Here is a 15973-nt window from a genome sequence, read left to right as displayed (position 1 = left end):
ATTCGCGCGATGAGGCTGTGGCCGTCCGCAACGGGTCGAGATATGCCGTTTGCATACCCCGTCGCCGACGAAGCGTTGGTCGCTTGCTGGTCGGGCAGCGGTCGGCCAGTTCCGGTAATTCATTTACCTCCGCGTTCTCAAATCTGAAGTGCAACACCTTGACTCGTATAAGGTGTTGCCATGGAAAAACAATATCAACAGCTTCAGCCTGAAGAACGGCTGACGATTGACCGACCGCAACGGCCGAGTATGAGGCAGCCAACGGGACCGGTCGGATGTCCGTTGCACCTTGGAAGCGGCCGTCGTGCTGGTGCAGCCGCGTATGACTGAAGAGGGTCGTCAAGCGCCTTCCGCGTCGCCACACCTCATCTTTCGGCCCCCAAGCCCTGTTCTCGAGAGTCGGTGCGCTCGCGGTCGTGCTCGGAATCAATGCGGCTGTATCCGACTTCGCCATAGCCATCCCCGTTACCTGGAATGGCGATATGCCCTACCGAGTGGCACCACCTCGAAATATCTCTGCGAATTCGGGGACCCAGAGCGGGCTCGTCTCATTGCTGAAATGGTAGCTGACACCGCCGCTGGTCATGCCCCCGTCTTCGAGCCAAGTCCGCTCTCCTTCACTCAAGAAACCGATCCCGACGACGTGGCGCCGGTTAGCGCCCGCCAAAAATCGGCTCGCCGCCAAGCGGGCTGCCGTCGGCGGCTGGGAGGGGTCAGCGTCCTGATAAGCCAAAGTTCTGAGGTCGTCCGCCTCAACGCCCTGGAAGCCGATAAGAATGAGGCCGGCTCGCTTGCCGGAAAGCTGGTCGCGTGCGGCCGCATTCGCCGTCTCAAACACCGCCCCCATCAGACTGTCGTCCTGTGCGCTTTGCAAAACGATCGCGAGTGCGCCGACATTCCGGCGGCCGAGTAGCATCGCGCCAAGATTATGCGTTCCCGTAACCGCATCGATCACAGCGCGAGCCGCAGGTGACTCTGGATTCAGGTCAACGTCGCGCATCATCGTCACGTCAAATTCGCTGATCCGCACCGACGTCCCGTCCGGGAGCACGCCGGACACACCTTCAACGATCTGTCTACGCACATGCTTTGCCAAGTCGCGCTGGGCGTCGGACGAAGCTGGGAACTGCATAGGCACGCTCACGATCACGGCCAGTCCCGTACGCAGTGCGTCCGAAGTAGACACTAGTTCTTTGCGTAATATCTCGTAGAACCTTAGCGCACTCGTCCTATGTATAGAACGACCCTTATCATGAGATGCTGCCTTGCATTCGACCTCCAAACCCGTTCCGCCGAGGTCCTCTATCAAGAGATCGAAGGTCGCGCCCTGAATCAACGGGTGGGCCGGTTCGAGCTCCGGCCAGCGTACTGAATAACCAAGCCGAGTGAAGTGTGTCGCCGCCGTGAGCTCAAGTTGAAGGCCACGCATCTCTCCCGGCTTTCTCAGCGCATTCCTCACCCGTCCAAGAAACGAATCGCGCACACGCGCGGGCAGGCCTTCGACCAGAGACAGCACCTGCACTATGAACCGCACGGCTTCCGTCAGACCGTTTTGGTGAACCATGTCCCCATGAAGAGAGCCATACCTCTTGGCAAGGGCGCTACAGTCTGCGAGTTGGAAGGCTACGGAGTGTTCGCGGCGGTAGTAGTTGCGAAGAAAGCTGTTGCGGCGGGATTCGTCAAGCAACGGCTTTAGTCCGCGCTGCCAATGGCGGTCCTCGACAATGTCAACGAAACGCTGAAACAGCGAAGGCATATCGGAAAGGTACACATCTGTGACTATCGTCGGCATGCGAGCTTATCCCACGGAGTTGATTGGTACAGCGGGCGAAAGATGAATTTCCACAGACTGTAGAAGATCAATCACATCGGCTGGCCCCATGAAATTAAACAGCACTGGCCCCGTCATTTCGGGCTTGATTTCGAAAACCGCATCTGGACTTCTCACCGCTGCCTGTCGGTTATGCGCCGGATGATTCGCCAGCCGCTTTTTGCCCGTCGTTGTAATGGTAAAGCGGTTTCCGTGGGCAATCGAAATGAGATGCTGGGCTACGCCAATCGAATCGCACGGTTTTGCTCCAGCCATTGCAGCCGCCTGTCTACTTCTAGACCAGGCGCTGCTTCGACGATCTTGTCCAGTACTGTCGCGAGCTCCATCGAGCGACCGGATGCTCCCGAGCCGGATAAGAGCCAAAGGAAATGCAGGCAAGTCTCGGGCGACGCGCTGATGACCTGAGACTCGGAAAGAAGCGATACACCGTACCAACCACCGTCAACTGGTGTAAGGAAATGGCGCAATACTGAAAATGCTTCCTCGAATGCCGTTCCGGTTGTCGCGCAAAGCGCAGCGAGTTCGCGTGACACCGCCACCCGCTTGAACCGGGATTCATATGGCCAGATTGTCTCGAACAATGGTCCCGCGAAGTGCAGCCAGGCTTGCCCGGGCGAGTTGCCGATCTGCTGTACGTAATGCCTGAAGCATTGCGCGGCCCCGATGAGTACGCTCTGCGGTACCTTCGTTAATAGCCGCCTCACCTCATCGAGAGAAAGTGGCGGCTTGCCGGTACTCGGGCTGATTCTCCAGCTAAACAGCGGATGAAGGAACTTCGATGCCGCGAACGCCGCACCGTGTTCGGTCTTGGCGACTGTCTCACAGGCTGCCATGAAGAGCGCACCCTTGAACACGCGTGTCGCGGCGAAACTGAATTGTGTGCCGGCGATCAGCACGGTACGAAGCCTGATGCCTTCCTCGCTGCTTTCGCTCAAACGCTTGCGAAACGCTCCCAGCGCAAGCCGCCAGTCAACGTGCAGAATGAATCCGACACTGTGCGCGAAAGCACCGCGACCCAGGGAGCCAGCGGGTGTCTCCGACATCACCACTCTTTTCAGCCTCCCGCGATCGTCAACCGCAATCGCGGCGGCCGAAGCCTTCCGGCGCTCAATCATCAGCAACAGGAACTCCGCGAGCCGTCCCGACGACCGGTTGATAACCCGGTCATAGAACCGTTCCGCATCCTTCGGATCGATGGGGTCTTCCTGCTCCTCAGCCATGTCCCAGAGCCGGTCCCACCAACGGTTCACGGCGCCATCGTCTGCCCGCTTCGCGTAGGTTCGAAGCAGATAGCTCAGCGGCGATACCAGCGGGGCCAACACTTTGTCATCCGCCTTCGCGAGACGTTCGAATGAACGTTCGACGAGCTGATCGTTGCCTGCTTTGGGTTCACTATTGACTACCGTCAATGTCGTGAGTGCCTGCAGAAAATCTGACCACAGCCCTGCATTTTCCGGAGCAAGGTCTGCCCCCTGCAAGACTTCGAACGCTGCCGCCGGTTGCCCCGAACAGTACGCTGACCAGCTCAGCTGCGCCGTGAAATCGCGTTCATCGCGTAGCGTGCGCGCGATGCGAAGACGATCCGCGGCATCCGCGCCCACCAGAGGAGCGGGATCGCCCTGAACCGACTGCACACCCGTAGAGAAGCTGCCAAACAGATCGCTTTCCCTGTAATCGCCCGTTATGAACGGATGCCGCAACACGATGGCCTCGAGCTGGGCCTGCCCTGCATCAGGTAACACACCGGCGAGCCGGATCGCCGTGAGGAGCAACCAGACGCGATGATCACGTGCCTGGGGACGCCAGTCTGCGCCTTCGATTTCATATTCCAGATAGATCGACGGATACTCGGTCAGGATGCGGCTCACGATCGCTACGATCAGCCGGTCCGGGGCATCGCCCAGTCTTTCACGCATGGCCAGGACCAGTTCCCGTCGCATGGACCAGAACGCCTCGCCCGGCAGCTGAAGGATCGCGGTGGCGGCTTCCTCCGCGCTGAACACCGTCGGGTTTCGCTGCGCGTTGATCCACAGTCGCAGGCCGAGTCCACCCGGAACACGCTTCCACGACGCTGCAAGTTCGCGTGCGTACGCGCAATCGTCAACCGCGATTCTGCCGAGCAGGTCGCTGAGTACGACGCACAGGTGAACAGCGCCATCGTGATCGCGGTTCTGTTCATGCGCCTCTACGGCTGGAACGCCGTTGTCGAGCGTGTCCCAGTCGCTGCTGATAGCGCCCGCTTCTTGCGCCGCGATACCCACGTTGAACAGGGATTCATTGCACAACTGCGCGATTCTTCGCTCTTTCCCTCGCATGTTGAGAATGACCGTCACGAGACGGTCAATATCGGAGACATCATCGAGCGACAGCGACACCCTGACGATGTCCCTGAGCAATGTCGGGGTCTCTGCCGCACTGTCGCCTGCAGGTCTCCATTGCGTCTTGATTTCAATGTCGGGGGTGATAGCCAGAATCGCATCCCGCAGATCACGATCATCGACAAGCGGGCTTTCCAGGGCCTGTGAAAGTCTGAAGTGATGCATGACCGCGTCGCGCGGTTTGGCACGCATCCTAGCGAGAATTTTCCACGCCTGCGCCCAAGGCTGAGGAGTATTTCGTAACTGGAAGATCAGGCGCTCATATTGATGGTCGGTGAAAAGCTGCCCGAACTTGTGATGCCAGTCGATTGCCGTCTCGAGACGCGTCCGGTCCGTGAGCTTTGCACTACACCAGTTGACCCGAATCCGGCCCGCGTCTGCGGCCTGCCAGACCCTTGTATTGCGAAAGAACTCGAACCACGCGGGATCTTCAATCTGCGCCGTGATGACATCCCACAGATCACCTTTGCCGGCAAGGAGCCACTCCGTCCCCTCCAGCTCGGAGGCGGTCGCTGTTGCGAAGGGCTTACCGAACACGGCCGCCCGAGCCTGGCGTGCGCGTCGTGGCTGCTCGACCACATCGGCGAGGCTGGCCAGATCCGCCCACAGTGCGCAATGTTCGTCGGGCTTCGGGCCTTTACGGTATGGTAGCGGCGTGACCGCGATCGTTTCCCAGCGCGCTTCGGTCTCGGCGGCGTCCGTATCGTATGAATCGAGTGCGTAGACGGTTCGCAGATCCTCGAAGCGATCCCGGTCGCCCTCAAGCAGATTCAGAAAATAGCGAACGGGGGCGTCGTTCGCGCTGTATCCGACCAGGACAAGCGTCTTGCATCGCACGAGATCGAAGAGGAACCGCGATGCCCAGCCCGACCGCATATAGGCGTCACCGTATTCGGCGCTTGTCAGCACCAGCGGCGTTGCGTCCAGCCCGGCTGCCGCATCCCGGGTTCGGCCATGCAGGTGGATGATCCCATGACACGCCTCGGAGCCAGGGGGCGGTAATGCCTGACCTGCGAGGCTCCAGGCTTTTCCGCTACCACGGCCCTCATTTTCGTCGAGAGCGCGTTCGAACAGACATTCGAAGTTGGTGGTGACAAGCAGCAATCGGTTGTCCCGGGCGCGCGATAGCCGCAGCAGCGTCTTGTGATGGTCCAGATCAACGGTATCCCGGGTGAGAATACTGGTGACTTCACTATAGATCCGCGCGGGATTGGCCAGCCTTCGCGAGACCGCGCCCAGTGCCTCCTCGTATCGTCCATTCGTTATCGCGAGCGCTTCGGCTGCCGTTGGTTCAACGCCGATTTTTTTATACACACAGTCGACCAGGGCTCCGAACATCGGCATTTGCGGCGCGCTCACGCCAGCGCCGCAGAGGAACACCACTTCGCCCTCGATCATCCGGTCGATCAGGTCAGTGGGAAAGGCGGGGCCTTCTTCGGAAAATCGCAGGGTCAATTTTTTGTCCTTTCTTGTCGCGCGGCAGGGCCGACTGGAAATTGAATTCCAGATCGGTTTGTGCCTGCCGTCTCAGGGTTCCGCGTGCCGCAACTGGCCTACTCGGCCGATTCCTCAGCGGCCCTTGCCTCGAGATCGGGGCGGACCACGAACCATTGCAGCTTCAGATCCCGCAATTCGGACGCGGATTCCCCGCATCCCATGCCACTCACAGCAAGGTCAATCAGCTCGGTGATCGCTACGCTCACGGTCAACAGTGTGGACGCTATACCCGCGATGTCCGGGCCGAAGAAATAGCCGTGGGTGCCCTCCTCCGATTTGATATGTCGAACGAAAGCGCCCAGTGTCGCGTGCGCGCCATCTCCTGACGTATATCGGTACGCGACTTCGTAGAACAGCTCCAGGCCCGTGTTGAGCGCCAGCGTTCGATAGTTGAGTGAGCGGCGCTTGGGAAAAGCCAGTTCCAGCTCGGCCATGGTTGCTTTGAGACGCTCAAGCGACTCTTCGTCTGGCTGAGCGTTATCGGCGTTCAGCGCGATGATGTTGGTGATCGCCCGTATGCTGTGTTCCGCGTCACTCTCGCGAAGGATGTCGAGTGTGCCCGGTACGTTGACCAGGCCCTTCACCACGATGACCGTCTCTGCGCATAGGCGTGCCAATGCGCGCGCCTCTGCCATCGCACCGCGTTCGATCATCAGGACGGAGCACTGGAATGCTCCGAGCGCCCGCGCAAAGGCTGCAATGGCCCACTTCAACTCTTCCGATATGTCTGTCATCGGGATGGCCTTCATGATCCGCAACGCCATGTCGTTCGCACGGTACGCATAGCTGAAAGCGTCAGCGTATGCCTCCTGCGCCGCCTGCTTCCACGGGTCCAACTCGTCAGATAGAAAGCCAACCTCGTCGAAAGTCGCCATCACGCCTCTCCGGATTAACGGTCACGATCGGGTCATTGATCGGAGCAATCGCGCAATGATAGGGCATCTGGCCCGATCGTAGTCCGATCGCTCGCCGTAGAACTCGCGTCCGTCATCCGCAACGAGCGCGATGCTCACCAGCTCGCAGTCGATGAAATCGGTAAATTCCGTGTCAACGAAAACGCGCATGCTTTGCCCTCTCAATGCAGGCTGTGTAGCGCCGGGCGCAGCGCCGGTGCGGGTCGCGCGTCAGGCAGCGCTTGCCTTAGCTAGCGGCACGACTAGATTGACGGTAGCCCGAGTAGGGGCAACTGATCACTAACCACCGCGCGTGTCGCGTCATGTGTGCGCAACGGCAGCCTGCGCGTCTCGTATGACTCGATGAGAGCTATCTGCCGGTATCTTTCTGTTCGCGCATCGATAACTGCATGCAACTGCCTGTCGAGCTTTTCGTGCGTCATTCCGATGAATTCCATCTGCGTATAGCGCTGCACGTCTTCCCGGTGTTTCCAGCTAATTACCTCTTTCTTCTGGCACCTCCGTCGTGATCCTGCTGTTAGCCGCGAGCCAACTGGCCAGCTGCGCGGCCTCATGCGTGCCAAAACCGTCCTCGCACAGCAGCAGATTTGGCAGGCCTGCCGGGTACAGCGTGGCGTCGTCATCGGCGGCGAGCCACGGGCCGCTGTCCGGACACGATTGCAGATAAGCCAGAATCTCGCGATGCCGGCTGTAGGCGAGATCCGCCGCGCTGTCCATGGGCAGAACAGGTGTCACGTTGACCACTCGCTCCGCCACATCAGGTGAGAACAGCGTGCGCAACTGGAGCAACGTCTGGTGCTCACGCTGCGTGCTGGTGATAACGATCCACGCGCGAGGTGCATCACGTATGACGGCCTCAAGGCGCGGCAGATCGCAGAAGGCGCGCGTGTGTCGATCGCCAAATGGATGCAGTACGCCGTCGAAGTCGAGAAACACGATCGGCGTGTTGGCCCGTTCCAGTCGGTTGAGTCGAAAATTCAGTGCAATCTTGTCGCTGGTGGGCGGGGCACTGTCGCCCACTCCCTCCGGCCAGTGGCTGGGCATCGACACCTCTCCGTGACGCACACCCGCCACAAACAGCCAGTCAGCCAGTCAGCCAGTTTGCGCGGATCCGGCTCTTCAAGGGTAGCGCCCGTGGCGAGCACGGTGCCTACCAGCAGGTCACGATCGTAGTCGAAGACAACGCGCGCGGTGATCACTAATCCTCCTCTTGTGCCAGCATCGCCGGGATGTCAGCCAGGTCCAGCACGGTGAGATTGCCGTACCAGCGGAAGACGGCACCCGTATCGATGTTGATCACGTTGCCACGCACGCGGACCTCGCGAAGTGGGGTATGCCCGACCACCACGGCGCACACGCCCCCGATATGCGCTGTGACGCGTCCACCCTGCCAGCGATCGCGGTCCCACAACACGATTTCGCGCACGCGGCTGGAGCGGCGCGCGCGCAGGACAGCCATACCATCGGGCCAATGCGTCGCGGGCAACTCGGCATGCACGATGCCGATCAGGCCATGTTCGGTTTCCACCTCGATGGCGTAGGGCAGCGCCGAAAAGTAGCGCTCGATGTCGCGGGCCTTGTCCGGGCGCTCGCAATACAGCTCGATAAACCACTGGCCGCCGTTGTAGATCAGCTGGCTCGTGTGGCCGTCGCAATGCATCCATTCCGCGAGCGCCTGCTTGGGGTTCGCACGCATCGCCTCGACCCGTGCGGGGTCGATGTCAGCGCGTCGTGCCCAGTCCAGAATGCCCTGCTCATGATTGCCCCGCACCGCCCGGATGCCGTGACGCTGCACGGCATCGAGCACGGCCGGTGACTCCGCACCACGGTCGATCAAATCCCCCACGCTAAAGAGGCGGTCGCGTGCAGGGTCGAACCCGCGCGCGGCCAGCGCAGCGTCAAGCATCGAAAAGCAACCGTGAATGTCGCCCACCACAAAGTCCCGCCCACGGGTATTGCGCGCATACCGGCGAACGGGGTGAAGCAGATCCGTATCGGATGCGTGCAGGTTGATTCGACGAAACCTGAGGTGATGTTCGCTCATGTCACTCCCAGCTGTGCCGATAGCCTCGTTCATGGCATCGATCTATACAGGCTCGTCCGGCTGGCAAATAACGCCTTTGAGCTTGCCGATCACGCCCCACCTCCTTACGCCGTTTCCAAGTCATTGTTTATTCGCGGCCTTCAACTTGATAAATGGTCTGAGTTGCCCCGCCATGCGGCTGCCGCGCTTCGTTCATAAGGTCATTCCGGACTGTTTGCATGCGCTTTGCAGCGGGTGCGCTCCCAGCCTGGCCCGATGTGCTGACCACGGTCGCCGCATACCTCGCAAATATGAAAGCTCAGCGCCTGTGCCATGTCGATCATGCCGCGCTGCGCGTCGTTCCGTGGCCCTGTATAGAAGCGCAGGCCGCCGAATTTTTCCTTGACCTGCTGCGCGACAACCTGCGGAGCGCCATTCGATGTTTCCGTCTGGAGGCTCCGGCAAAGCGTGTCGAGCAGATCGAACCAGCCACCGGCCACAGCGAGTATCGGCCGGCGCGCGAACATCAATGGATAATCGGTGTACAGCCGATCGGTTAATTCCGGGCTCAAGAGGCGCCCTCCTTAATATTCGTTAAGAGAGCCGCGCGCACCGCTGCTTCGACGCGCTGGACCAGCCCGTTTTGCGTGAGCAACGGAAATGCAGCCAGCAACTCGGGCGAGAGCCGGCCATGCTGCGCCACGTCCGCAACGAAACGATCGATGTCGATGTTGGGACCTTCGATCACATCCTTGACTCGCAGACGGGCTTGTGACCACTGGCGTGCGGTGGCCATAGTGTTCATGTCGTTCGCTCCAGTCATTCACGCGCTTCCAATGCCATGTTGTCGTCAACTCGCCGGTGCCGCAATTTTCCGCTTCCAAATTACAGCAAGCGCGCGGACTTACTTGGCGAACCGATGAAGCCTTGCGAGTAGTGCAAATTCAACGCGTTGCGCGTGAACACGCGCTCTGGATGCTAGCCGAGGACATGCGTACCTACCTACTTCTTGCACGTCACCTCTGAAGCCACAACGCTCACCGTTGCTGTGGCGGCCATCTTCGACCAAAAGGGCAATAATGGTGAGATCGCAGTCGATGAAATGCATGTGTTCAGAATTGACAGACAGGCACATGTGGTACCCCGTTGGCAGCGTGCTCTACGGCACACAAACTCCACGGTCCCGACAACCTACGGACGGTTCCCTGAGTCATAACGCGCAAGCTGCATCGTTTGAAGGGCTTCCGACAGTTCCCGATGCATCCATCGCTGGAAATTTCCCCAACTCTCTCCGAGCGCCACGGATCCGTTGCCATCCAGATAAAAGTCCAAGCTGGGAAGGCTGTGCTCTGGTTCGCTGGGCTCAGTGACCGCCAACCATCCCAAAAGTGGGCCACACAATTCCAGAGGTATGTCGTGCAAGTAGGTTACCAACTGCGATCGAGATTTTTCAATAGCAGGCACTCCATTGGCCAGTCCCCCCTTAAACGCACGTTCGCGATTACATTGCGTCAGCGGCAACGCAGCCGCGGCCTTGCCGATGCGCAAATCCTCAAGATGCGTCTGGTTCAGTTGGTACGCTAGCGCGAAAGGCGACAGGCCTGTGTCTCGATGCAGCTGAAGCACAGCCGCATTAAGCGTGGCCGCCATCCAGTCGACGAACCCCTCCCACGCACACCACGTATAGGCCAGTCCGTTGATCCCTAGTGGACAACGCATCACGCTATGTGGCGATTCCAGCGACCACCAGTCCATCTCCTGCACCTTAACCCAGCCGGGAAACATGTGATCGCGGAACTCGTACGGCACGTCCATCCAATACAGCAGCATTTCGCCGTCGTGCTCGTGTGCTGGCACGCCGGCTGCGATGCCAAACTGGATAGCGTGAAATTTGTCGCGCAAAGCCATGGTCTTGGTAACGACGAGCGCAGCTGCGCAAGCCTCTGATGCTCTCGCTGGGTGCTTGTGACGACGATCGAGGCGAAAGGGACGCGAAGCATGCTGATCCCAAAGCGCGGTAGATCACGGAATGGGCGAACACGCGTGCCGCGAAACGGGTCCGGCACGCCATCAAAGGCGCGCAACACGACCGTTCCAGACCACTCGCCGAATCGACGGCTATTCCCGTGCGCTCAACCGCTTGGATTCTCGCAATTGCTCCGGCGCCTATCCCTGACTCGATAACAGGCACACAGTGGCAGCTGAAACGCTCGGCCACGCTCTACCGTTGGTCAGTTTGCGGGTGAACCGTCAAGAGGACCATGATCGAGCCACGCGTCAGATGTCACGGAGTAACCTAGCGAAGCTTCAGCCGCAAGCCATAACGCGTCCTTCAATCGCCATGCGTTCAACCGACAATTTCGAAGGAGGAGATGGCCGGCGAGCCAATGGCCGCGACTAGCTCAGTTGCCTGTTCAGCCGAGCACTGAATCTGTACCGCCATCCAGGCCCCCACGATGAGCGTGCCATCGTGCCGGTAGTACTCCACTTCTACCTTTTCTTTGGCATGCATTCGTGCGGTGAGGCCGGATTCGCGACATCGAATGCTAACCATATCAATGTCACGATCCAACACAGCTTCTGCTCTATGGCCTAAAGCCATGCGATCCGTGTGAACAGGGCCTGAAGAGGCCTTGACCTTTCGCTCTCTACGCAAACTAGCTCCCCAACGTGCCGTTCGACCGACCTAACACAACAGTATAGCTGCACATTGTGACTTAAAAACCACCAAAGCGAAAGCACCTAGTCTACGCACCTGCCCGAGCACGGGCGCGCGACGCGTTCCCCGAATAGAAAAATGAGACAGCGGAGAGTAATCGGGCGTACCGGCCTTTACATTTCCGTAAAAAGCTCGGCAATCGGGACTTGGAGAGCAAACGCGAGCTTATCAATCGTATCGATCGAAACGTTTCGCGCCTCGCGCTCTACGTGAGCGATGAAAGAACGATCAACCCCGCTGCGATCAGCGAGATCATATTGCGACAACGCATTAATGGCGCGAAGTCTGCGGAGATTGGCCGCGAGGACTGAGCGAGCGGCTGGTCTTTTCGGTTTCTGGGGAGTATGCGGCATCCCCAGAATACTGCGAATATCCAGGCTCCGCGTCAGTAGTCGTTAAGTCACAATTTCGGTTCGATTCATAACACGTCCAAATCCGTCTCACCAACCAGCAAAGCAGCCTGCAGGAAATACCGCTATTCGCGACGAATACAGTCGACGCGCGCGACTTCGCGATGCCCGTCTAGTGCATCCGGTTCCGTTCGTCAGAGAGCTGTTGCCACTAGACACTCCCTCCAGCCTCTCTGCCCACAGGCGATGAAAAGCCGCTTATAACCATCTTGCGCTTCACACGCAATTCACCCCACGCATTTGCTGGCAAAGGTGGTTCAAGAGCCATCACGTTTCGCTGTCGGGAGACTCGTTCCTTCCCCGGGACACGACCATCATTGCCTGCAGCCGATCCGATTTTTTTGTCCGCTTAATTGGCCGACCATCCGGGTGATATCCATCTTTGGCTAAGTGGAACCTTAAGAGTAACTCCGCGTTCGCTGTCGTCAGCACATCAAGCTTGTCTCGTAGTTCAGAATTTTCATTCCTGAGCCGAGATATCTCTTGTCGCAACGTCTCTTTCTTCTTTTCGCAATCGCCAGTCACTGCTTTCAATATTTCAGCCCTGGCGTCCGGCAACGGACATCCAGCGTATCCAATGAGTCGTCGCGCGTGACCGGCCTCAAGCGCAACGGATGCGACGTTTATTCGCAATTTTCCGGATTCAAGACGCGCTTTAAGAACAGAATGCGTGGGAACGCCGTCCTGTAAACGTCGGAGAGCATCTCTGAAATCACATGCCACCCGATTTCCCTGTTGTCTCTCGTCAGCCACGTTTCTTTCCGATCAGATCAATTATTTTTTCCGCTTGCTGCGCTCTCGCCAGATGCACGCGATACTCTCGTTCATGCCCGTCGCGCTTAGCACGTTCCAGAGCTTCGGTACATTGAGCCAATCTCCGCTTCCAGAAAGGAAGATTCGTACTATCCGCCGCAAATACCTTACAGCCTGCACACAGGCTAGGACAACAAACTGAGAACGCTGGAACAGTCTTATCCCACCCAACCCCTCCTTCGAGCTCGCGACAGCGCGAATGCAGTGGGTCGGCCTTAATAAAACACTTTCCGTATTCGAAAAAATATATGCGCAAATCGTGCGCCAAGACTATGGTCGAAACGCGTTTTTCAAGTTCAACGACATCTTCGACGGACGCAAACGATTCCTCCCCGAAGTATCGCTGTATCGCTGGTCCCATACGACCCACCAACTTCTTTCCTTCAAGTACGTCTACAAAAAACGCGATCGTCTCTGAGACAACTACACTTTCGATGTCTTCTCTCAGCCGTGCACTCTGCGGAAAATATGCCGTCTCGGTGGTCGCGGTGCTGATATGCTTGAAATGATCTTTTACTGCTTCAAGAAGTGAAGACCGGCTCTCAAGGATATACGCAGCAAATGTTTTCCGACCATGCCGTGGCGTAATATTTTGCCCGCCCGATTTCCGGTATTCTAAGAGGCTTTCTCCTCGCGCGCTCCGATCAGGCAACTGGCTGAAGTCCAATTCACGCGCTATGAACGTCGATAGGTTCCGTCCAATAGATTCGCTGGAGAACCGATAGATCCCATTCTTCGAATACGGCAGCCCTCGTTTATTCACGATACTCACAATGAGTCCGTCAATATTGCTGGCTCTTTCGAAAATGGAGTGGGTAAGAATTTGCACATTTTTTGTGCATGAGACCGTTCTTGGGTGCCGATTCCCCACCCCTAACCCCGCCCCGAGGCGGGGAAGTCCTCGCCGCCGGACGGGCTCGGGGGCTGGCGCAGCAAGACTTCGCCAGCCCCAAGCCCTCTAGCTTGTTTGGGAAAGTGAGCGCGTCAATGGTTCGCTTCGCCGGACGTCCCGTCCGCCATTGACCTACTCATTTTCCCTGCCGACAACCGGCATCACCCACTCGAAATTCGAAAGAGGCATATTGCTCATCCTGCGCCACGGTGAAAAGAGTCGTTGCAGGACGATTACAGCGAACAAGGTCAGCGGAATGTGGATGCTCCCGACAGGACGACAAGCCAGCAGCCATTCTGCTTCACTCGGCTGCGCTTTACCTTTAGAGACAATCGAACGAAGGTAAAACATTTCCAGCAAGCCAGACCTCGAGTATCTTATCTCGATGCAAGACGGAAGCCCCGTCTCTTCATTCAATCCCCCTTTAATTCCGCAAATTTCTCCGGGACGCAAGCCAACAAGGTACATCAGCAAAATAATGCAAGCATCACGCGTACGATTAGCGCTATACCGAAGAAAATCTGCCGCGCCATGCGTAACAAATTTCCCATCAACGACGTGAACTTCCTTTTTCTCTAACTTGGCGCGCCAAGGATCAGGACTACCTGGCATTGCGCTGAACTCATATTCCATCAACGCTTTGCGAATAGAACAACTTATGTAACTCACACAGTGCCCATTCTCCAATCCGTTGTCTCGAATGTCGTTATGTATCTTTTGAAGTGCTATCACGTCCTCTGACTTACCAAGCACCCATTCAATCGCCTTGGATAGTAGCGGCGCCGCCACCTCGTCCGGGAGCGGAGGCGTCTTCCCGACTGTGCATGACGTTAATTTTGCGGTGACATCGGTTATCTTTTTCCCACCGAATGGTTCTTCGAACATGGACCCGAAGCCGCGCTTTTTCAATCTATGCCCTTGTGCGTAGGCGGCATAAAAAATAATGATTCGGCACCGGACTTTTCCCCATGTCATTAAGTCACTCTGACTGCCATCGGCCTCCTCCTCGTACGGTTCAAGTTCAACGTTGCTCGGGACGTCGACGTCGGACGTGACCTCGTCGTAATCAATCTCTTCGTCTGGCTCAAATTCAGCGTTGTCCATGTTATGTCCATAGAACTCGTCGCCGCAGACAATCAGAAATGGAATATCGTCCAGATATCGCTGCTGCGCCGCTGAGTCGAGTTCATTGATTGAGCGGAGCCCCCTAAAAACCATCCAGCGGAAGAGGTGTCGCGCACCGGTTGCAAGGACGGACGTCGAACCCGGTTTAAGCGTTCGCCCGTACCACCCACCATCTTCGATCATGCCCAATATAATTTCGCGGAATGACTCAAGGAGCTCAAAATTTTTCTTAGCTGTAGACCGACTTCCATCTGGCAACAAAAAATCCCACCCGATACGGCTTATCTGACCGGGAGATGGGTTGTCAAGATCCCAAGTAAGGTCTGTCCAAGCCGAACGGGACGAAACGCGCAGAATCCCTCTGCTTTCGGAGGCCGAATCACGCTGCTTCTCGGCCGCTTTCTTGAAATTTCGATTTTGCATTATTCAACCCTCCCGATCGGCCCAAGTTCAATTCGAGATGCCCTCTTGCGTAGGTCTCCACTTTTGAACGCAGGGATCCATCGCTTCAATAACATTTCAAGCCCACGCTCATATGCTGCCTTCCAACGTGGGTATTCGAGATAAAACCTCGCGGCCTTTAGCTCGTCTGCTAGTTGTATCAGTCGAGCAAGGGCATATGGGGATGTAATATCTACGAACGCAAATTCGCATGCGGGACAACGCCCAAAGGCTTGGCATGCGCGTCCTTCGATTTCACCAGGAATAGGTGAATCAAACGGATCGAAGCACATCCAACCAGGGGTCGCAGCAAGAACATCGGCTGCTTCAGGGAAGCCACGGACGTCAGGGTAGCCCCCTGTACACGCCCATCGGGAGTAGGCAATCATTACCTTTAGCAGCTTTTCTTCTCCACGACGCTTAGCCGGCGCGCCACGATAATAGATGTCAATGGTCGTTTGAGCCTGTTGACCTCCGGCTGCCTGTACGGCGAGGATATCGTCGCCTGTCACTTCACGGACCATGTCCAATCCAGTGGCACGCACTTGTCTCAGAGTTATCGGCGGTAAGTTATATTTACTTTTAAACTTTCTTTCTGCCTGTAGCCAAACTTGATCGCTGTCTATGCCGTCATATTCGCCTGTACGGTACCCTCGTACTGCCCCTTCGTGCGTCACAAAAATATATGCGTGCCTAGCGTGTTCTGGCTTTACGCAATTTCTAATTCTTGCTGTCCACCGAGAGACAATTTTGAGCAACGAACTTGGTGAGAACATATCCGCATCGTCGATAGCAAAACTACGTTCATAAGTGATATGTTGCGTATTTCGGACGAACGTGACCGGCCGTTTCGGGATCGTGACCGACGATTTCGGCAACGTGACCGGCCGGACCGGAAGGCAGGATTGGCGTTGCGCATGACATCAACCA

The 15973-nt window shown here is 57.4% G+C and carries 14 protein-coding genes; 1 reads left to right on the top strand and 13 read right to left on the bottom strand.

The features are described 5' to 3' along the window. The 7 genes from HV744_RS36910 to HV744_RS34710 form a co-directional block, all read right to left on the bottom strand. Positions 1-343 (bottom strand): hypothetical protein (locus HV744_RS36910; RefSeq protein ID WP_217469200.1); only part of this gene is annotated, 343 nt, incomplete at its 3' end. Positions 344-487: 144 nt separating this feature from the next. After that, complete coding sequence (locus HV744_RS34740) at positions 488-1792, bottom strand: hypothetical protein (protein ID WP_175153799.1); 1305 nt, start codon at positions 1790-1792, stop codon at positions 488-490. Between the two features lie 6 nt (positions 1793-1798). Continuing rightward, positions 1799-2086: a hypothetical protein gene (locus HV744_RS34735; protein ID WP_175153798.1), complete on the bottom strand. Its 288-nt coding sequence runs from the start codon at positions 2084-2086 to the stop codon at positions 1799-1801. Then, the gene (locus HV744_RS34730; protein WP_175153797.1) at positions 2050-5664 is read right to left on the bottom strand and encodes an SIR2 family protein; all 3615 of its coding nucleotides are present in this window, start codon (positions 5662-5664) and stop codon (positions 2050-2052) included. Before HV744_RS34730 ends, HV744_RS34735 begins: the two co-directional genes overlap by 37 nt. Positions 5665-5762: 98 nt before the next feature. Then, entirely contained in the window at positions 5763-6581 is an 819-nt protein-coding gene (locus tag HV744_RS34725) for a DUF5677 domain-containing protein (protein WP_175153796.1), read from the bottom strand. Positions 6582-7094: 513 nt separating this feature from the next. Then, a complete protein-coding gene (locus HV744_RS34715) occupies positions 7095-7664 on the bottom strand; it encodes an HAD domain-containing protein (protein WP_175153795.1) in 570 nt (189 codons plus the stop codon). Positions 7665-7818: 154 nt separating this feature from the next. Then, complete coding sequence (locus HV744_RS34710; RefSeq protein ID WP_175153794.1) at positions 7819-8664, bottom strand: metallophosphoesterase; 846 nt, start codon at positions 8662-8664, stop codon at positions 7819-7821. Positions 8665-8882: 218 nt separating this feature from the next. Here HV744_RS34710 and HV744_RS34705 point away from each other — a divergent pair, with 218 nt between their 5' ends. After that, complete coding sequence (locus tag HV744_RS34705) at positions 8883-9203, top strand: hypothetical protein (protein WP_175153793.1); 321 nt, start codon at positions 8883-8885, stop codon at positions 9201-9203. 8 nt (positions 9204-9211) lie between these two features. Here HV744_RS34705 and HV744_RS34700 read toward each other — a convergent pair whose 3' ends face one another. The 6 genes from HV744_RS34700 to HV744_RS34675 all read right to left on the bottom strand — a co-directional run bounded on the left by HV744_RS34700 (position 9212) and on the right by HV744_RS34675 (position 15025). Next, on the bottom strand, positions 9212-9466 hold the full coding sequence (locus HV744_RS34700; protein WP_175153792.1) for a hypothetical protein: 255 nt from the start codon (positions 9464-9466) through the stop codon (positions 9212-9214). Positions 9467-9834: 368 nt separating this feature from the next. Beyond that, positions 9835-10551 (bottom strand): hypothetical protein, encoded by a 717-nt coding sequence (locus HV744_RS34695; RefSeq protein ID WP_175153791.1) that lies wholly within the window; start codon positions 10549-10551, stop codon positions 9835-9837. 439 nt (positions 10552-10990) lie between these two features. Continuing rightward, positions 10991-11245 carry a hypothetical protein gene (locus HV744_RS34690; RefSeq protein ID WP_175153790.1) on the bottom strand — a complete coding sequence of 85 codons (255 nt, stop codon included), beginning with the start codon at positions 11243-11245 and terminating at the stop codon, positions 10991-10993. A gap of 230 nt (positions 11246-11475) precedes the next feature. After that, positions 11476-11715, bottom strand: a complete 240-nt coding sequence (locus HV744_RS34685) for a helix-turn-helix domain-containing protein (protein ID WP_175153789.1) — start codon at positions 11713-11715, stop codon at positions 11476-11478. 802 nt (positions 11716-12517) lie between these two features. After that, positions 12518-13414, bottom strand: coding sequence for a hypothetical protein (locus tag HV744_RS34680; RefSeq protein WP_175153788.1), 897 nt, complete (start codon positions 13412-13414; stop codon positions 12518-12520). 195 nt (positions 13415-13609) lie between these two features. After that, positions 13610-15025, bottom strand: coding sequence for a site-specific integrase (locus HV744_RS34675; RefSeq protein ID WP_175153787.1), 1416 nt, complete (start codon positions 15023-15025; stop codon positions 13610-13612). Positions 15026-15973 lie beyond the last annotated feature (948 nt).

This window comes from Paraburkholderia ultramafica, assembly GCF_902859915.1.
In the GTDB taxonomy this organism is placed as follows: domain Bacteria; phylum Pseudomonadota; class Gammaproteobacteria; order Burkholderiales; family Burkholderiaceae; genus Paraburkholderia; species Paraburkholderia ultramafica.
The sequence above is the reverse complement of the archived record's forward strand: the minus strand, read 5'-3'. Positions and strand labels throughout refer to the sequence as shown.